This is a genomic window from Microbacterium sp. (assembly GCF_040394595.1).
Lineage (GTDB): Bacteria > Actinomycetota > Actinomycetes > Actinomycetales > Microbacteriaceae > Microbacterium.
This window is the reverse complement of record NZ_JBEBSA010000004.1, coordinates 180,887-197,068: the sequence shown is the minus strand read 5'-3', so window position 1 is coordinate 197,068 and position 16,182 is coordinate 180,887. Positions and strand designations below refer to the sequence as shown.

Sequence of the window (16,182 nt, the reverse complement as noted above, 5' to 3'; positions counted from 1 at the left end):
CAGGAGAAGAAAGCCATGAGACGACGTATCCTCGCCACCGCCGCAGCGGTGGCTGGCACCGCACTGATGCTCAGCGCCTGCGCGCCGAGCTCCGCACCCAAGTCGGATCCCGACCAGAAGAGCGGCGAGAAGGTCACGCTGAAGGTCTGGTCGTGGCGCACCGACGACATCGCCGCGTACAACAAGATCTTCGACGTGTTCGAGAAGAAGAACCCGAACATCACCGTGCAGTTCGAGGCGTTCCAGAACACCGAGTACAACCAGCTCCTGAGCACCGGTCTCGCGGCGAGCGACGGGCCGGACATCGCACAGGTCCGCTCGTACGGTCAGGTGCAGGCCAACATCGAGGCCGGTCAGCTCGATCCGCTGGACGGCAAGGTCAAGGGTCTGGACGAGTTCCCCGAGAACATCATCGCCAGCGCGAAGGGCAAGGAGGACGGCAAGATCTACTCCGTCCCGCTCGCCACCCAGATGATCCAGGTCTTCTACAACAAGAAGATCTTCAAGGAGCAGGGTCTGAAGGTCCCGACGACCTGGGACGAGTTCATCGCCCTGCAGGACAAGCTGCTCGGCGACAAGATCACGCCCTTCGCCGTCGGATCCAAGGAGGACTGGATCCTGCCGATCGTGCACGACATCTTCGGCAGCGCACGCTACGGCGGGTCCGAGTTCGAGAAGAAGCTGCTCGCCGGCGAGACCGACTTCAACGACCCCGACTACGTCGCCTCGATCCAGCTGCTGAAGGACCTGCAGAAGTACTTCCCGGCCGAGGTCTCCGGCGTCGGCGCCACCGATGCGCAGGTGCTGTTCGCCAGCGGACGCGCCGCTCAGTACCCCGGTCTCTCCGCCGACATCATGCCGATCCGCAACCTGGCCCCCGACATCGACATGGGCTCCTACCCGATGCCCGTCGCACCGGGGTCGGTGTCCGACAAGCCCCTCGTGCCTTCGTGGGCCGACGGCAACTTCGGCCTCAACGCGAAGTCGAAGAACAAGGACGCCGCGCTGACGCTCCTGAACTGGATGGCCACGCCGGAGTTCGGCCAGCTCGTCGCCGACGAGATCCACCAGTTCTCCGCCGTCCCGGGGGTGAAGTACGACGATCCGGTGATGAAGGAGGCCTGGGCCCACTACAAGGACGGCTCGTCGCCGTACCTGCTGCTGGTCGACTTCCGCTACGGCGACCCGTTCGGAACCGCCGTGCTCGGCACCGAGATCCAGAAGCTCTTCCTCGGTCAGCAGACCGCGGCAGGCGCTGCAACAGCCCTGCAGAAGGGCGTCTCGACCTGGTTCACGCCGGGAAAGTGACCGAGGACTGACAGAAGGGGAGGACGAAGACCATGACCATCACCGCACCATCGCGCGCAGGCAGACGCCGACGCCCGCAGTCCGGGGTGACACTCTCCCGGCGCACGGGGCTGGTGTTCGTCCTCCCCGCACTCATCCTGTTCTCGATCTTCCTGGCCTATCCGCTGCTCACCGCGCTGAGCTACTCGCTCTTCGACTGGACGGGCGTCAACCGCGGCGGGTTCGTCGGGCTCGAGAACTATGCGCGCCTGTTCAGCACGTCGCCGTACAAGGACGACATCCCGAACGCGTTCCTGCACAACATCCTGCTGTTCTTCGGCGCGATGGTGTTCCAGAACACGGTCGGACTGGGCCTGGCGACACTGCTGCACAGGATCGGGCCGATGAAGCGCTTCTTCCAGACGATCTTCACGCTCCCGTACCTCGTCTCGCCCCTCGTCATCGGCTACCTCTGGTCGCTGATGCTGTCCCCGCTGTTCGGCCCGGTCAATGCGACCCTCAAGGCCGTCGGCCTCGGAGAGCTCGCGGTGCCCTGGCTGGGATCGCCCGGCACCGCGATGTGGGTGGTCGTCCTGGTCACCGCCTGGCAGTGGATCGGTTTCCCGATGCTGCTGTACGGCGCGGCACTCGGCGGCATCCCGGAGGAGGTGGAGGAGGCGGCGTCGCTCGACGGCGCCAATCCGTTCCAGCGCTTCTTCTCGATCACCCTCCCGATGGTCGTCCCCGCGATCGGCACCGTGAGCGTGCTCACCTTCATCGGCGCGATGGAAGCCTTCCCGATCCCCTATGCGCTCGGCGGCTCCCAGGGCAATCCCGCACGGGCGACCGACGTGCTGAGCCTGCTGTTCTACCGCACCGCTTTCGAGTCGGGCTCGTCCAACTCGATCGGCACCAGCTCGGCGATCGCGACCCTGCTGTTCCTGTTCATCTTCGGCGTCGCGATCCTCTTCACCGCCCTGCTGCGCCGTGCCGAAAGGAGGCTGTTCTGATGACCGCGACACTCGATACGGTCGCCGTGACCACCGGGAAGCGGCGGCGCGAGCTTCCCACCCGCCGTCGGCCCCGGACTACCGGCGGAGGTATCGCCGCCAGCGTCTTCCTCTGGATCTACGCGTTCATCGCCATCGCTCCGCTGCTGCTGATGGTGTCGAACTCGCTGCGTACGATGCCCGACATGGCGGCGAACCCGCTCGGCCTGCCGCTCCCGCCGAACTTCGCCTCGTACCAGAAGGCGTGGGTCACGGCCTCGTTCGAGACCTACTTCCTCAACTCGATCATGGTCACGGTCGGATCGGTGCTGCTGTCCACGGCGGTGTCCCTGCTCGCGGCCTACGCTTTCGCACGGACGCGGTCACGGATGTTCACCGCGCTGGAGGGCGTCTTCCTCTCCGGCCTCATGCTGCCGGTGTACCTCGCGATCCTTCCGCTGTTCTACCTGCTCGACTCGGCGGGGATGACGTCGAACCTGCTCAGCCTGATCCTCGTGTACGGGGCGCTCGGGATCCCGTTCTCGACGTTCGTGCTGTCGAGCTTCTTCCGTCAGCTGCCGATCGAGCTCGACGAAGCGGCGCGACTGGACGGCGCGGGATCGTTCACCACCTTCTGGCGCGTGCATCTGCCGCTCGTGCGCCCAGCGATCGCCACGGTGATCGTCTTCCGGTTCGTCCCGGTGTGGAACGACTTCTTCTACCCGCTGATCCTCATTCGCGACCAGACGAAGTACACCCTCCCCGTCGGCATCACCCGCTTCTTCGGCGAGTATCAGACCGACTGGGCCACGCTGTTCGCGGGCCTGACCCTCGCGACGATCCCACTCGTGGTGCTGTTCCTCATCGCCACGAAGCAGATCGTGTCCGGCCTCACCGCCGGTATGAGCAAGTGAGCGGATGCGGTGCCGTCGGACGGGGCGACGACGGCGCCGCACCTCGCGCTGGCGCCGGTCTCCTCAGGACGAGGGGGCCGGCGCCAGCGCGACGACGTCGATCTCCACCAGGATGTGCTGCAACTCGGAGCCGACGGTGGTTCGCACTGGGTAGGGCTCGACGAAGAACTCCCGGTACGCACGGTTGAACGCGTCGTAGTCGCGGTGCAGATGCTGCAGGTGGACCGTCGCCTTCACCACGTCGCCGAGGGCCGCTCCGGCTTCGGCGAGCACGGCTGAGATGTTCCGCAGCACCTGCCTGGTCTGCTCTTCGACCCCCTCCGCGACCTCCCCCGTCACCGGGTCCTGCGGGCCGAAACCGGCGGTGAAGATCAGGCCCCCGCCGACGATCCCCTGGCTGTACGGCCCGACGGGCCGCGGTGCCGTCGTGATCCGCACCGACCTCTTCCTGCTGCTCATCGCATGCACTCCGCCGCGTCTCGTCCCGCACCGTCGAGCACGCGGCGCCACGCGCCGACGTCGGCGGCCTCGAGACGTCCGCCGGGCGCCGGCGCTGCGCTGATCAGCGCGGCGGGCTGCTTCAGCCCCGTGCCGGTGACCACCGCGACCGCCGTCTCATCCGGCGCGATCCATCCCTCGCGCAGGCCCGCCGCTGCGGCGGCATAGGCGACGGCGCCACTCGGCTCGGCGGAGATCCCCGCGCGCCCCAGCGCCCGCATGGCGTCCTCGATCCCCTGCTCCGGAACGGCGTAGGCACGCCCTCCCGAATCGCGCAGCGCGCGGAGCACCCGGCGACCGCCGTAGGGCATCGTGTCCGTCGCGATGCTCTGCGCGATGGTCGCGGCCGGATCTCCGACGGTGATACAGGCCGCACGCCCGGCGGCCATCGCCTCGACGATCGGCGCGCAGGCCGCGGGCTGGACCCCGACCATCCGCGGCAGCCGGTCGATGAGTCCCAGCGCGCGGAGCTCGAGGAAGCCCTTCCAGCATCCCCAGAGACCGCCGCCGGTCCCGACGGGGTGGATGACGACGTCGGGTGCGCGCCAGCCCAGGGCTTCGCAGAGTTCATAGGCGTAGACCTTCATCGCCTCGTGGCGCACGGGGTTGAGGAAGTTGACGAAGGAGTAGCGGCCCTCACGGGCGAGCGCATCCAGCGAGGCGAAGATCTCCGCGCTGGAGTCGAACCGCAGCAGTCGCACATCCGCGCCGGCCATGGCCGCCGCGGCGATCTTCAGCTCGCTGGCGAGGTCCTCCACGAAGACGGTCGCCGCGATGCCCGCCCGCGCGCAGTAGGCACCGAAGGATCCTGCCGCGTTCCCAGAGCTGTAGGTGAACCCCGAATCGACGCCGAGCGCCGCGGCGAAGGACACCGCGAGCGCGAACCCGCGGTCCTTGAAGCTCCCCGTCGGCATCAGCCCGTCGTTCTTGACCAGCAGCGAGGCGCCACCCGGCATCGAGAGCTCGAGGAGCGGCGTGTCCCCCTCCCCCAGTGAGACCGGCGCCACGTCGAGGGGCAGCGGCAGCAGCTCGCGCCAGCGCCACATCCCCCGCCCCTCCCGTGCGCGTCCGGGCAGCCCCGGGGCGATGAGCCCGAGGTCGTAGCGCACCTCCAGCAGTCCGCCGCAGTCCGGACAGAGCGTGATCGGCCGGTGGAGAGGATACTCGGCCGCGCAGTCGTCGCAGACGAACGCCCGGGCTGCCTGCGACACCCGTCGCGGATCAATGCACGTCATGACACAATTATCCAAGACACCCATGATCTACGAAAGTAATTTTCATGCTCGATGCATCGTCCGTCGTCTCGGATCTGCGGCACGCGGACGCCCTGCCCGTGATGGTGGTCGACGGAGGACCGGCACCGACGCCGGCGACGCTCACCCGTACCGGCTCCGGGCGGCTCGTGCTCGGCGCGGCACGACCGGGCGGACCCCCCTCCCTGCACATCGGACCGGGATGGGTCGATCTGCACGCGCACGTGTTCGACGGTTCCACCGAGATCGGCCTGCCTCCCGACGCCGTCGGGCTGCGGACAGGGGTGCACCTGCTCGCGGACGCCGGCACCGCCGGGGAGGCGTCGGTACGCGGACTCATCGACTACGTGCTCCCGACGGCGCGGACCGAGGTGCTGATCTGGCTGAACATCGGATCGCACGGCCTCGTCCATCTGCGCGAGGTGTCGGACCGCTCGTTCATCGATGTCGGCCGCACGATCGCGGCCGTGCGTGCGCATCCGGAGATCCGGGGCGTCAAGGTGCGCTCCAGCGGACTGATCGTGGGCGGGATGGGCCTCACCCCGCTCGTGCTCGCGAAGGAGGCGGCGCGCGCCTGCGACATCCCGGTGATGGTGCACATCGGCGAGGCGCCGCCCGCGATCGGCGATGTGCTCGACCTCCTCGACGCCGGCGACGTGGCGACCCACTGCTTCCACGGCAAGGAGGGCGGGCCGTGGAACGACGGGGAGCCGATCCCCGCGCTCTCCCGAGCGCTGGAACGCGGGGTGCTGCTCGACGTCGGGCACGGTGCCGCGAGCTTCGGGCTGTCCGTCGCCGCCCGGGCGATCGCCCGCGGATACCGGCCGCACACCATCAGCACCGACGTCCACGTGCGGAACGTCCGCGGGCCGGTGCACGACCTCGCCACCGTGATGACCAAGCTCCTGCACTGCGGCATGCCGCTGACGGACGTCGTCCGCGCCGTGACCGTCGCTCCGCGCGACGTGCTCCGCGCCCCGCGCCCCTGGCTGTTCGAGGGCGGCATCGAGCACGCAACCGTGTTCACCGTCGACGCGACGGCTCCGGCCGGACGCTCCTACCGGGATGCGGACGGGGTGCGCTTCTCCCCCGCGGCCCACATCGTGCCGCGGGCCGCGATCTCCGGCGGACGGCTCATCCGCTGCGGCGACTGAGTCTCAGGGCTGCTCCCGGCCACCGGGCGCCGGCTCCTCACCGGGCTCCAGGCCGCACCGCCAGCACGGCGCAGCGAGGTCGTCGAGCAGGGCGCCGCACTCCGGACACACGCGGGAGAGCCAGCAGGCGGAATCGCCGCCGAACCCGTCCTCGCCCATGCCGATCAGGCTACCCCCGCGCCTCCGGTGTTCCCCCCGAACACGGGCATCCCGTGCGGAAATCAGCACACTCAGCGGAACGGTCACCATAATGGGGGCATGACTGATGCGCGCATCCTGGTCGTCGACGACGAGCCGAACATCCGCGACCTGCTCTCCACGGGTCTGAGCTTCGCCGGATTCCAGGTGAAGACCGTCGCCAACGGCGCGGCGACCATCTCCGCCGTCCTCGAGGAGGAACCGGACCTCATCATCCTCGACGTGATGCTGCCGGACATGAACGGGTTCAGCGTCACCAAGCGCCTGCGCGGGGCCGGTTTCACCGCCCCCATCCTCTTCCTCACGGCGAAGGACGACACGCAGGACAAGATCGAGGGCCTCAACGCCGGCGGCGACGACTACGTCACCAAGCCTTTCGCGCTCGATGAGATCGTCGCCCGAGCGCAGGCCATCCTGCGGCGCACCATGCAGGCCGACGAAGAGTCGATCATCCGCGCCGGCGAGCTGTCGATGGATCAGGACACCCACGACGTGTACGTCGGGAAGACGCCGATCGAGCTGAGCCCCACCGAGTTCAAGCTGCTGAAGTATCTGATGCTCAACCCCAACCGCGTGCTGTCGAAGTCGCAGATCCTCGATCAGGTCTGGGAGTACGACTTCAACGGCGACGCCGGCATCGTGGAGAGCTACATCTCCTACCTCCGCCGCAAGATCGATCCGCACACCGAGGAGTCGCTGATCCAGACGAAGCGCGGCTTCGGCTACATGCTCAAGGTCGGCAAGTCCGCCTGACCCCGGAACCCCTCATGTCGCACAGGTCTGACGCCGTCACCCGCTGGTGGCGGCGCATCAGCCTGCGCGCGAAGGTCACCGGGGTCACCGTCGCCGTGCTCGCGCTCGGCCTCGTCGTCGCGGGGATCGGCACCGTGCCGATCCTCCGCAACGCGATGATCAGCAACATCGACGCCCAGCTCCCCAGCCTGGTGACGACGAGCCTCGCAGACCGGTTCTTCACGACGACGGTCGAGAACGGGCGGCTCGTCTTCACACCGCAGGAGAGCGCCACTCGTCGCACGGACTACTTCGTCGCGTTCTACGACACGCAGGGGGAGCGCATCGCCGAGGCCGGCGGGCAGCGCGACGCCGAGACACCGGAGTTCCCCGAGCACTACTCCACCCAGCAGGCGAACGCCGCCGCCGACCAGGTGTTCTCGCTCCCCGGTTCCGAGGGGTCGAGCTTCCACGCGGCCGCAGCGTTCCGGCAGTCGACCGTGGGATCGATCGGCTACGTACAGGTCGTGGCGCTCCCGCTCGACGAGGCCGACCGCATCGTCGCGACCTACATCAGCGTCTACACGTCGGTCGCCCTCATCACCATCCTCATCGCGGCGCTGCTGATCCGCGGTCTGGTGACGCTGACGTTCCGCCGCCTGGGGCACGTGGAGTCCACCGCGATGTCCATCGCTGCGGGAGACTTCAGCCAGCGCCTGACCGACCTCGAGCCGACGACCGAGGTCGGAAGGCTCAACGCGGCGATCAACACCATGCTCGACCGCGTCGACCGCTCGCTCGCCCAGCGCGATCAGACCGTGCAGAACATGCGCCGGTTCATCGGCGACGCCAGCCATGAGCTGCGGACGCCGCTGGTCAGCGTGCGCGGCTACGCCGAGCTGTACCGGATGGGCGCCATCCGCGGCGAGGAGGACACCGCCCGGGCGATGGAGCGCATCGAGAAGGAGGCGATCCGGATGGGCGTCCTCGTCGAGGACCTGCTCGCCCTCGCCCGACTCGACGAGGAGCGCGCCCGCGAGTTGGAGATCACCCCGCTCGATCTGCGCCCGATCGCCCGCGACGCCGCCCTCGACGTTCGGGTCGCCGCCCCGGGCACGACGGTCACCGTGATCGACACGACCACGAACGCGGGTACCGTGAGGACTCCGACGCCGACACCCGCGGACACCCTGGATGCGGCCCCGTCGGAGAACAGCCCCCCCGCCAACGCCTCGACGGCACGGGCCCGTGCGGGTGCGACCCTCGCGCGCCTTCGCAGACGGGGCCGCTCGGAGACCGCCCCGGTGCCCGAGATCGACTTCCACGAGGTGGCGGACACCCCCGTGCGCACGCCCCCGATCGTGCTCGGCGAGGAGAACAAGGTACGCCAGGTCGTGGCGAACCTGCTCGGCAACGCCCGCCGGTTCTCACCGCCGGACAGCCCCATCGAGATCGCGGTCGGCGCAGACCGCCGGCGCGGCGTGGGGACCATCGCGATCGTCGACCACGGCGAGGGCGTGCCCCTGCAGATCCGCGAGCAGATCTTCGAGCGCTTCTGGCGCGCCGACACGTCGCGGGCCAGGGAGACCGGCGGATCCGGGCTCGGCCTCGCCATCGTCGCCTCGATCGTCGATTCGCTGCACGGCTCGGTCCGAGTCGAGGAGACCCCCGGCGGCGGCGCGACCTTCGTCGTCTCCCTGCCGCTCGCCCCCGCGCGGGCGACGCCCGAGCACCTGCTCGAGGAGACCCAGCCGATCGAGCCGATCGAGCTCTGAACCGGAACGGATCCTCGTTTCGTCTCCGCCGCTGTGCGACTCCGCTCAGCACCCCGAGCCTCTCTGAGCGAGCGGCCCCTGACACAGGGGGACGTGGAGGGAGCGAAACTCACCTCAACGACCACGCCCGGAGCCGTTGAGCGCGTGAAGCGAGACGAAACGCCCCCCCGGGGGCGAGACGCGCACCCGCTCGCCCTCCACAGCGACACGGTCGGCCTCTCTCTCCGCGCATCGGGGATCGCCCGAGTCCGGGGCACCCTCCGTGCGCTTAGCCTCAAAGCTCACCGAGAGGAGAATCCATGTCCGTCTTCACCGTCGACACCGATGCGGTGCACGCCGCTCACGGCGCCGCCCGCGCCACGATGGAGCGCCTGCAGTCCGAATCGGCGGCGCTCATGAGCCAGCTCACCCAGCTGCAGTCCTCCTGGACAGGCAGCGCATCGCTGGCCTTCCAGGGCTGCAGCGAGCAGTGGCGCGGAGCGCAGCTGCACGTCGAGCAGGCGCTCGCGTCGATCGGCGCCGCTCTGGGCGCCGCGGCGACGCAATACGCCGATGCCGATCAGTATTCGGCGAGCCTGTTCCGCTGAGACATCCAGGTACGCAGAACGCCCCCGGTGGAACCGGGGGCGTTCTGTCTACGGACGGGGTCTCGACTCGCTCACGCTGCGCGCGGGCTCGCTCACCCCTGGCCCGATGTGGGTCAGAAGTCCATGCCGCCAGACGGGTCGGCCGGCATGGCCGGAGCCTTCTCGGGCTTGTCGGCCACGACCGCCTCGGTGGTGAGGAACAGGCCGGCGATCGACGCGGCGTTCTGCAGCGCCGAGCGGGTGACCTTGGCCGGGTCGATGATGCCCTGCGCGAACATGTCGCCGTACTCGCCGGTGGCGGCGTTCAGGCCCTGGCCCGCGGGGAGCTCGGAGACCTTCGCGGCGACCACGCCCGGCTCGAGGCCGGCGTTGAGGGCGATCTGCTTCAGCGGAGCCTCGATCGCGACCTTGACGATGTTCGCACCGGTCGCCTCGTCACCCACCAGCTCGATGGTGTCGAGAGCCTTGGCCGCCTGGATCAGCGCGACGCCACCCCCGGGGACGATGCCCTCCTCGACGGCTGCCTTCGCGTTGCGGACGGCGTCCTCGATGCGGTGCTTGCGCTCCTTGAGCTCGACCTCGGTGGCCGCGCCCGCCTTGATGACGGCGACGCCGCCGGCGAGCTTGGCGAGGCGCTCCTGGAGCTTCTCGCGGTCGTAGTCGCTGTCGGTGTTCTCGATCTCGCGACGGATCTGCGTGACGCGACCCTCGATCTGGTCTGCCTCGCCGGCGCCCTCGACGATCGTGGTCTCGTCCTTGGTGACGATGACCTTGCGCGCACGGCCGAGCAGGTCGAGCGTGGCGTTCTCCAGCTTGAGGCCGACCTCTTCGGTGATGACCTGACCACCGGTGAGGATCGCGATGTCCTGCAGCTGCGCCTTGCGACGGTCGCCGAAGCCGGGGGCCTTGACGGCGACCGACTTGAAGATGCCGCGGATCTTGTTCAGCACGAGCGTCGCGAGAGCCTCGCCCTCGACGTCCTCGGCGATGATGACGAGCTCCTTGCCGTCCTGGATCACCTTGTCGACGACCGGCAGCAGGTCCTTGATGTTGCCGATCTTCTGGTTGGCGATCAGGATGTACGGGTCTTCGAAGACGGCCTCCTGACGGTCGGGGTCCGTGACGAAGTAGGGGTTCAGGTAGCCCTTGTCGAAGCGCATGCCCTCGGTGAGCTCGAGCTCGGTGCCGAAGGTCTGCGACTCCTCGACGGTGACGACGCCCTCCTTGCCGACCTTGTCGATCGCCTCGGCGATGAGCTCGCCGATCGCCGGGTCTGCGGCGGAGATGGACGCGGTGGCGGCGATCTCCTCCTTCGACTCGATCTCCTTGGCGTTCGCCAGCAGCTGGTCGGTGATGGCGGCGACGGCCTTCTCGATGCCCTTCTTCAGGCTGATCGGGTCGGCGCCGGCGGCGACGTTGCGGAGGCCCTCGCGGACCAGCGCCTGCGCCAGCACGGTGGCGGTGGTGGTGCCGTCACCCGCGACGTCGTCGGTCTTCTTGGCGACCTCCTTGACGAGCTCCGCGCCGATCTTCTCGTACGGGTCGTCGAGCTCGATCTCCTTGGCGATGGACACGCCGTCGTTCGTGATCGTGGGGGCGCCCCACTTCTTCTCGAGCACGACGTTGCGGCCGCGCGGGCCGAGGGTCACCTTGACGGCGTCGGCCAGGGTGTTCAGGCCGCGCTCGAGGCCGCGACGGGCCTCCTCATCGAAAGCGATGATCTTTGCCATGAGTGTGTCGTCCCTCCTGGACGTAGGCGTTGGGGTTTAGCACTCACTGACAGCGAGTGCTAACGCCATTCTGGCACTCGCCCCCTGAGAGTGCAAGCCGCCCTGCGCTACTTCGACGCGGCGCCGTCGACGCCGATCACGACCGTCAGCTGCTTGGCACCCGAGTCGTTGAACTTCGCGTAGAAGTCGCTCTTCTCGACCTCGGCGCCCCCGAGGGCGTCGGCGAGACCGAGCGCGGCCGACTGGTCGGCGTCGGCCACGTAGAACACGGTCGTCTTCGGGAAGTCCGTGCTCGCGCCGTCGGTGCTGAGGATCGTCTTGTCCGTCCATCCCGCCGAGATCAGCTTCTCGCGCACCTGCGCCAGGCGCTCCTTGTCGCCGGAGGCGTTGAAGATCATCACCGTGTAGCTGGTGTCGACCTTCCCCTCCTCGGGGAGCGGCGTCTGCGTCGCCGCGGGCTCCGTGCCGAAGGAGATGCGGTCCATCGCGACCAGTGCCCCGAAGATCCCGATCCCGGCGAGCACCACGACGGCGACGGCGGACCACAGCAGGACGATGCCGCCGCGCATCCCGGGGGCCTCGGCCCGGTGCGCTCCGACGCGGCCCGTGGAGCGGGGGACGTCGTCGAATCGATCACGCGAGGGCTTGGACACCCCTCGATGCTAGGGCATACGCTCAGCGACTCCTGGGAGGATCATCCGACGAAACCGCGCATCCTCGTGGTGCGGCGCGCGGCGCGGGTGTCGCGGATGCGGCGCAGCCGGCGCACGAGGAGAGGGTCGTGCTCGAGGGCCTGCTCCGTGTCGATGAGCCGCCCGAGAAGCTGGTAGTACCGCGCGGGGCTCATCCCCAGCTCGGACCGGATCCGTTCCTCCTTCGCTCCCCCGTGGCGCGGCCATGCCGCCTCCAGGGCGAGGATCGCGCGGTCGCGATCCGTGAGGTCTCCGAGCATGGCCTCAGGCTACGCGGCGGACCCCGATCCGCCGGTGCGCCACTCCCACCAGCGCCCCAACGGGTCGGATGCGGCGCGCACCTCGCCGTCCAGCGCGACCGCGGAACCGGGCCACGTCCCGGCGTCGATCGCCGGACACCAGGCATCGTGCAGCCCCGGAGCGTCGATCGTGATCCAGCGGGCGCGCAGCCGGCGGATCCGCTCGATGAAGGCCGTCCGCCGCGCGCGCGGCAGGTAGACGAGCACGCCGGGGGTGGTGACCACCAGGGTCGCCCCGGCCGGCGCCTGTGCGGCCAGGCGCTCCAGCTCGTCCTCCGCGTCCCCGGCCACGAGGAGCGGAGGATCGGCGGCGGCGATGTCGAGGGCGGCGGCGATCCTCTCCTCCCGGCCCTCCTCCCCCGGCCAGACCAGCCCGCGCAGCCAGGCCCGATCCGCGGGTTCCCGGGCGTCGAGCGGGGCGAGGTCGATCCCCGCGCGCCACACGACCTCCGGCATCCGCAGCGCCGGCAGCGGACCGTCGACCCGGCTGCTCAGCGTCACCGCGGAGGCGCCGTCCCGCGGGTCGAGGGCCGTGCGGGTCGCGCCTCCGGCGTCTGTGAGCCGATAGGAGTAGCGATCAGGGTAGAGGCAGAGACCCGCGGAGGCGCCCACCTCGAGCAGCGCGATCGGGCCCTCGATCTCGGAGAGCACCGGAAGCAGGGGCGCCAGTCGCAGCGGCTCATTGGTCTGGATGCTGCGGCGGGAGCACTCCGCGACAACCTCGTCCGCCCGGGAGACGACGAGGTCGCGCCACGCGGGGAAGCCGCCGACCGGCGCGCCCAGCATCCGGGTCACTGCGAAGACGAGCGGGGGCTGGCGGTGCTGCTCCGGGATCCGCACGAGCACGTCCTGCACCCCCGCATCGGAGACGACGCCCGCGGCCCACTCCGCGTACACGTCGCTGCGCCCCGGCGCCTCCTCGCGCGCGAACCGGTCGTAACGGGTGCGGACGTCGTCGTGCGCGCTGCGTGCCGTGTCCATCCGTCCATTCTCGCCCGCGGGCACCGCGGAGGAGGGAGAATGGAGGCATGTCCTATCGCGTGAACAAGTCCGACTCCGAGTGGCACGACGAGCTCGGCGACGCCGAGTACGCCGTGCTGCGCGAGGCGGCGACCGAGAGGCCCTGGACCGGCGAGCTGCTCGACGAGAAGAGGGACGGCCTGTACCGCTGCGGCGCGTGCGGCGCCGAGCTGTTCCAGAGCGGGACGAAGTTCGACAGCGGATGCGGATGGCCGAGCTTCTACGAGTCGGTGCGCCCCGAGGCGGTCGAGCTCATCGAGGACACGAGCCTGGGAATGGTGCGCACCGAGGTGCGCTGCGCCGCGTGCGGATCCCACCTCGGGCACGTCTTCCCCGACGGCTTCGGCACCCCGACCGGTGACCGCTACTGCATGAACTCTCTCGCGCTGACGTTCGCCCCCGACGAGTCGTGAGCGCCCTCGACGCGGTCCGCGCGCGGCAGTCCTGGTCGAAGGTCACCGAGGACTCACCGACGCGCGACGAGCTCCTGCCGCTGGTGGCCGCCGCCGGGCGCGTGGCCGATCATTCGTCGCTGCGCCCCTGGCGCCTCATCGAGCTGCGCGGCGAGGACCGGGAGCGCCTCGGCGCCGCGATCGCGAAGGCGAACGGCGACGACTCCCCCTCCGCGAAGCCGTTGCGCGCCTCCCTGCTGATCGCCGTCGTCGCCAGCTACCGCAAGAGCGACAAGGTGCCCCGCTGGGAGCAGGAGGCCGTCGCCTCCGGCGTCGCGCACACGCTGAGCCTGCTGCTCGACGAGGCGGGCTGGGGCGTCATCTGGCGCACCGGTGGCTACACCCGCTCGAAACCGGTCGCCAAGGCACACGGCCTCGGCAAGGACGAGGAGCTGCTCGGCTGGCTGTACGTCGGCGGCAGGCCCGAGGGCAAGGAGCCGGGACGGCGCAAGGCCGTCGATGCGGAGGAGCTCCTCGACCGGATGCCCGAGAAGGGCCGCAAGAAGGACAAGAAGAAGCCGAAGCGCTGACGGGAGCGATGTCCGCGGCCGGGACTACCCTGACGACATGCGCGCGAGCTACGGCCTCGAGGAGAGGAGCCTCTCGTTTGCGCCAGTTACGGGCTCGACTCGACGCTTGATGATCACGACTATCGGGCGTTCATCGACGCCTCGGTACTCGGGAGATTTCGCATCCGTTTCATTCTGCCCTTCGATCAACACCCGCTCCGAGCGGCTAGAGGCCCGGAGCCTCACCGGCGGGAGATGCAGAAGCGTCCATCACTGGTTCGATCTGGTGCTACCGCGGAAGGCACTCAACCGCCGAACAGGCTCGAACTGTTTCTCGTCACCAAGAGCAAGAGCAACTGCGCGATGGCCGTCGCGGCGACGATCACCGCAACGGAGGTCGTGCGCCGTCGCCGCGTCGCCTCCTCTGCACGCAACAGATACACCGCACTGATCCCGACCCCCAAAGCGGGCCCCGCGACCACGGGAAGAATGGGGACGAAGGACAAGGCCATCCACCCCTGTCCCAAAGAGAAGAGGAACGGTAGCCACAACTTAGCGATGGTGCCAAGCAGGGCCGGAGCGCCGGTGATGATGGATACAGCGAGGAGCCAGCCTGCGTCGGCGCTCTCATCGAGAGGACCTGCCGCGACGTGCAGTGCGAGAGCGCTTCCTACGACGACCGACATCGCCAAATACAACATTGTTGGGTCGAAGCTGTCGGGATCGCTCCAGAAGAATGGCCGCAGCCCCGCGAGGACGGTCACAGTCAATGCCGCACAGCACACGGCCACGAGCAACACGACCAAGGTCCTGCGCATAGCGTGCCGTGATGGGGTCGCTTCAGGCGAGTTCAGCACCCAGCCACCTTAGTCATCACAGCTCGGCGAGCGCCCGGATGGCGTCCGCGAAACCGAGACCAACCGCACTCCGCAAGTCTCAGGAGCCTGGTCGATCTACTCCGCGCTGGCGGCAAACTCCTCATCCAGGAGCCTCCGCGACGCTGGTATGCGCAGCGTCGTCGACGCGCAGGTGATGATCTCTTCGGCTCCGGAAGTGCGACGGGTGCTGTGTACCTTGGTGCGTATGGCGTCTGAAGACGGAATCGATGCAGATCTTGTGCGCTTTTTGATCGCGGAACAGTTCCCGCAGTGGTCTGATCTGCCCGTTCAGCCGGTCGAGAAACAGGGATGGGACAACCGAACGTTCCGTCTCGGCGAGACTCTCGCTGTCCGTCTCCCCAGCGCCGATGGGTACGTGGACGGCCTGATTCGGGAGGAACGGACTCTCGCAACACTCGGACCGCAACTTCACGTCGCCGTTCCACGGGTTGTCGCGACCGGCGCACCGTCGGCCGCGTTCGGGCGCCCCTGGTCTGTGCGCCCCTGGATCGAGGGACGGACTCTGGCGTCCGTCGCGCCAGGCGATCGAGTCTCCGCGATCACGGGCCTTGCGGATGCTCTGGCTGAGTTGCAGGCGTGCAGCACTGCGGACGGGGCCTGGGCGGGGTACACGTCGGCGTACCGCGGGTGCCACGTGAGTGTCCTTGGCGAAGGTGTGCAGCGTGCTCTCAATGATCTGCCGCAGGAACTTGCCGATGGGTGCAGGGCGCTCTGGCGGACGGCGGTGACCACCGTCTGGAGTGATCCACCCGTATGGATTCATGGCGACGTGTCTCCCGGGAACGTGCTGTACGACGACGCTGGTCGACTCGTCGCCCTCATCGACTTCGGTCAGACCTGTGTGGGCGATCCGGCTTGCGACCTCGCGTTTGCATGGCTCAGCTGCACCGGCCACGAGCGGGGCGCGTTCCGCGACCGGCTAGCCGTGTCGGACGACACCTGGATTCGCGGTGCAGCCTGGGCGCTCTGGAAGGCCTTGATCAGCTCGGAAGAGACCATGGCGACCACGTACGGTCGCGACCGGCTGACTGTGATCCGTGACGTCGCAGCCTTGATACGACGCGACTAGATCGACTGCTATTGCCGCTTCGGGGAGGGACAGCGACGGCGAGCGGTAGCCGGTCGCCGATGCCAATGGGCGACCTGCTGTTGCGGTTGAGGACGAAGCGGATCCGCCCTCGGCGTCCTCGAAAC

The 16,182-nt window shown here is 68.9% G+C and carries 18 protein-coding genes; 10 read left to right on the top strand and 8 right to left on the bottom strand.

The genetic code is table 11. The features are described from left to right. Positions 1 to 15: 15 nt before the first annotated feature. The 3 genes from ABWO84_RS07855 to ABWO84_RS07845 are packed head-to-tail and all read left to right on the top strand — an operon-like array spanning position 16 to position 3,190. Positions 16 to 1,308, top strand: coding sequence for an ABC transporter substrate-binding protein (locus ABWO84_RS07855; protein WP_353113959.1), 1,293 nt, complete (start codon positions 16 to 18; stop codon positions 1,306 to 1,308). 32 nt (positions 1,309 to 1,340) lie between these two features. Beyond that, entirely contained in the window at positions 1,341 to 2,297 is a 957-nt protein-coding gene (locus ABWO84_RS07850) for a carbohydrate ABC transporter permease (protein WP_353113958.1), read from the top strand. Further along, entirely contained in the window at positions 2,297 to 3,190 is an 894-nt protein-coding gene (locus ABWO84_RS07845; protein WP_353113957.1) for a carbohydrate ABC transporter permease, read from the top strand. The genes ABWO84_RS07850 and ABWO84_RS07845 overlap by 1 nt, the downstream gene beginning before the upstream one ends. Positions 3,191 to 3,253: 63 nt before the next feature. Here ABWO84_RS07845 and ABWO84_RS07840 read toward each other — a convergent pair whose 3' ends face one another. Both ABWO84_RS07840 and ABWO84_RS07835 read right to left on the bottom strand, forming a co-directional pair. Next, positions 3,254 to 3,649, bottom strand: coding sequence for a RidA family protein (locus tag ABWO84_RS07840; protein ID WP_353113956.1), 396 nt, complete (start codon positions 3,647 to 3,649; stop codon positions 3,254 to 3,256). Then, positions 3,646 to 4,923 carry a threonine synthase gene (locus tag ABWO84_RS07835; protein WP_353113955.1) on the bottom strand — a complete coding sequence of 426 codons (1,278 nt, stop codon included), beginning with the start codon at positions 4,921 to 4,923 and terminating at the stop codon, positions 3,646 to 3,648. Before ABWO84_RS07835 ends, ABWO84_RS07840 begins: the two co-directional genes overlap by 4 nt. A 44-nt stretch (positions 4,924 to 4,967) precedes the next feature. On the opposite strand from ABWO84_RS07835, the gene ABWO84_RS07830 reads away from it, so the two are divergent. Next, positions 4,968 to 6,095, top strand: a complete 1,128-nt coding sequence (locus ABWO84_RS07830; protein ID WP_353113954.1) for a hypothetical protein — start codon at positions 4,968 to 4,970, stop codon at positions 6,093 to 6,095. 3 nt (positions 6,096 to 6,098) lie between these two features. On the opposite strand, the gene ABWO84_RS07825 is transcribed toward ABWO84_RS07830, so the two are convergent. Continuing rightward, positions 6,099 to 6,254 carry a hypothetical protein gene (locus ABWO84_RS07825; protein ID WP_353113953.1) on the bottom strand — a complete coding sequence of 52 codons (156 nt, stop codon included), beginning with the start codon at positions 6,252 to 6,254 and terminating at the stop codon, positions 6,099 to 6,101. A gap of 99 nt (positions 6,255 to 6,353) precedes the next feature. On the opposite strand from ABWO84_RS07825, the gene ABWO84_RS07820 reads away from it, so the two are divergent. The 3 genes from ABWO84_RS07820 (at position 6,354) to ABWO84_RS07810 (ending at position 9,387) form a co-directional block, all read left to right on the top strand. After that, positions 6,354 to 7,046 (top strand): response regulator transcription factor, encoded by a 693-nt coding sequence (locus ABWO84_RS07820; protein WP_353113952.1) that lies wholly within the window; start codon positions 6,354 to 6,356, stop codon positions 7,044 to 7,046. A 14-nt stretch (positions 7,047 to 7,060) separates the two neighbouring features. Next, entirely contained in the window at positions 7,061 to 8,800 is a 1,740-nt protein-coding gene (locus ABWO84_RS07815) for a sensor histidine kinase (RefSeq protein ID WP_353113951.1), read from the top strand. Positions 8,801 to 9,099: 299 nt separating this feature from the next. Next, the gene (locus ABWO84_RS07810; RefSeq protein WP_353113950.1) at positions 9,100 to 9,387 is read left to right on the top strand and encodes a WXG100 family type VII secretion target; all 288 of its coding nucleotides are present in this window, start codon (positions 9,100 to 9,102) and stop codon (positions 9,385 to 9,387) included. 113 nt (positions 9,388 to 9,500) lie between these two features. Here ABWO84_RS07810 and groL read toward each other — a convergent pair whose 3' ends face one another. From groL to ABWO84_RS07790, 4 genes are all read right to left on the bottom strand, one after another. Next, a complete protein-coding gene (gene groL / locus ABWO84_RS07805) occupies positions 9,501 to 11,117 on the bottom strand; it encodes a chaperonin GroEL (protein ID WP_353113949.1) in 1,617 nt (538 codons plus the stop codon). Between the two features lie 107 nt (positions 11,118 to 11,224). Next, the gene (locus tag ABWO84_RS07800) at positions 11,225 to 11,770 is read right to left on the bottom strand and encodes a LytR C-terminal domain-containing protein (protein WP_353113948.1); all 546 of its coding nucleotides are present in this window, start codon (positions 11,768 to 11,770) and stop codon (positions 11,225 to 11,227) included. A 41-nt stretch (positions 11,771 to 11,811) separates the two neighbouring features. Then, on the bottom strand, positions 11,812 to 12,069 hold the full coding sequence (locus ABWO84_RS07795; RefSeq protein WP_353113947.1) for a DUF3263 domain-containing protein: 258 nt from the start codon (positions 12,067 to 12,069) through the stop codon (positions 11,812 to 11,814). A gap of 9 nt (positions 12,070 to 12,078) precedes the next feature. Further along, positions 12,079 to 13,089, bottom strand: a complete 1,011-nt coding sequence (locus ABWO84_RS07790; protein WP_353113946.1) for a DUF2332 family protein — start codon at positions 13,087 to 13,089, stop codon at positions 12,079 to 12,081. Positions 13,090 to 13,136: 47 nt separating this feature from the next. On the opposite strand from ABWO84_RS07790, the gene msrB reads away from it, so the two are divergent. Both msrB and ABWO84_RS07780 read left to right on the top strand, forming a co-directional pair. Continuing rightward, on the top strand, positions 13,137 to 13,541 hold the full coding sequence (gene msrB / locus ABWO84_RS07785; protein ID WP_353113945.1) for a peptide-methionine (R)-S-oxide reductase MsrB: 405 nt from the start codon (positions 13,137 to 13,139) through the stop codon (positions 13,539 to 13,541). Further along, complete coding sequence (locus ABWO84_RS07780) at positions 13,538 to 14,110, top strand: nitroreductase family protein (RefSeq protein WP_353113944.1); 573 nt, start codon at positions 13,538 to 13,540, stop codon at positions 14,108 to 14,110. The genes msrB and ABWO84_RS07780 overlap by 4 nt, the downstream gene beginning before the upstream one ends. 284 nt (positions 14,111 to 14,394) lie before the next feature. Here the strand turns inward: ABWO84_RS07780 and ABWO84_RS07775 are convergent, their stop codons facing one another. Then, positions 14,395 to 14,946 carry a hypothetical protein gene (locus ABWO84_RS07775; protein WP_353113943.1) on the bottom strand — a complete coding sequence of 184 codons (552 nt, stop codon included), beginning with the start codon at positions 14,944 to 14,946 and terminating at the stop codon, positions 14,395 to 14,397. Between the two features lie 148 nt (positions 14,947 to 15,094). Here ABWO84_RS07775 and ABWO84_RS07770 point away from each other — a divergent pair, with 148 nt between their 5' ends. Beyond that, positions 15,095 to 16,057, top strand: coding sequence for an aminoglycoside phosphotransferase family protein (locus ABWO84_RS07770; RefSeq protein ID WP_353113942.1), 963 nt, complete (start codon positions 15,095 to 15,097; stop codon positions 16,055 to 16,057). The last annotated feature ends 125 nt before the right edge of the window (positions 16,058 to 16,182 follow it).

What these genes read in the sequence shown, in the direction of transcription:
- ABWO84_RS07825 (WP_353113953.1), bottom strand. Translation starts at nt 6,254, where the DNA reads ATGGGCGAGGACGGGTTCGGCGGCGATTCCGCCTGCTGGCTCTCCCGC.
- ABWO84_RS07795 (WP_353113947.1), bottom strand. Translation starts at nt 12,069, where the DNA reads ATGCTCGGAGACCTCACGGATCGCGACCGCGCGATCCTCGCCCTGGAG.
- ABWO84_RS07840 (WP_353113956.1), bottom strand. Translation starts at nt 3,649, where the DNA reads ATGAGCAGCAGGAAGAGGTCGGTGCGGATCACGACGGCACCGCGGCCC.
- ABWO84_RS07850 (WP_353113958.1), top strand. Translation starts at nt 1,341, where the DNA reads ATGACCATCACCGCACCATCGCGCGCAGGCAGACGCCGACGCCCGCAG.
- ABWO84_RS07810 (WP_353113950.1), top strand. Translation starts at nt 9,100, where the DNA reads ATGTCCGTCTTCACCGTCGACACCGATGCGGTGCACGCCGCTCACGGC.
- ABWO84_RS07855 (WP_353113959.1), top strand. Translation starts at nt 16, where the DNA reads ATGAGACGACGTATCCTCGCCACCGCCGCAGCGGTGGCTGGCACCGCA.
- ABWO84_RS07835 (WP_353113955.1), bottom strand. Translation starts at nt 4,923, where the DNA reads ATGACGTGCATTGATCCGCGACGGGTGTCGCAGGCAGCCCGGGCGTTC.
- ABWO84_RS07820 (WP_353113952.1), top strand. Translation starts at nt 6,354, where the DNA reads ATGACTGATGCGCGCATCCTGGTCGTCGACGACGAGCCGAACATCCGC.
- groL (WP_353113949.1), bottom strand. Translation starts at nt 11,117, where the DNA reads ATGGCAAAGATCATCGCTTTCGATGAGGAGGCCCGTCGCGGCCTCGAG.
- ABWO84_RS07830 (WP_353113954.1), top strand. Translation starts at nt 4,968, where the DNA reads ATGCTCGATGCATCGTCCGTCGTCTCGGATCTGCGGCACGCGGACGCC.
- ABWO84_RS07815 (WP_353113951.1), top strand. Translation starts at nt 7,061, where the DNA reads ATGTCGCACAGGTCTGACGCCGTCACCCGCTGGTGGCGGCGCATCAGC.
- ABWO84_RS07770 (WP_353113942.1), top strand. Translation starts at nt 15,095, where the DNA reads ATGCGCAGCGTCGTCGACGCGCAGGTGATGATCTCTTCGGCTCCGGAA.
- ABWO84_RS07790 (WP_353113946.1), bottom strand. Translation starts at nt 13,089, where the DNA reads ATGGACACGGCACGCAGCGCGCACGACGACGTCCGCACCCGTTACGAC.
- msrB (WP_353113945.1), top strand. Translation starts at nt 13,137, where the DNA reads ATGTCCTATCGCGTGAACAAGTCCGACTCCGAGTGGCACGACGAGCTC.
- ABWO84_RS07845 (WP_353113957.1), top strand. Translation starts at nt 2,297, where the DNA reads ATGACCGCGACACTCGATACGGTCGCCGTGACCACCGGGAAGCGGCGG.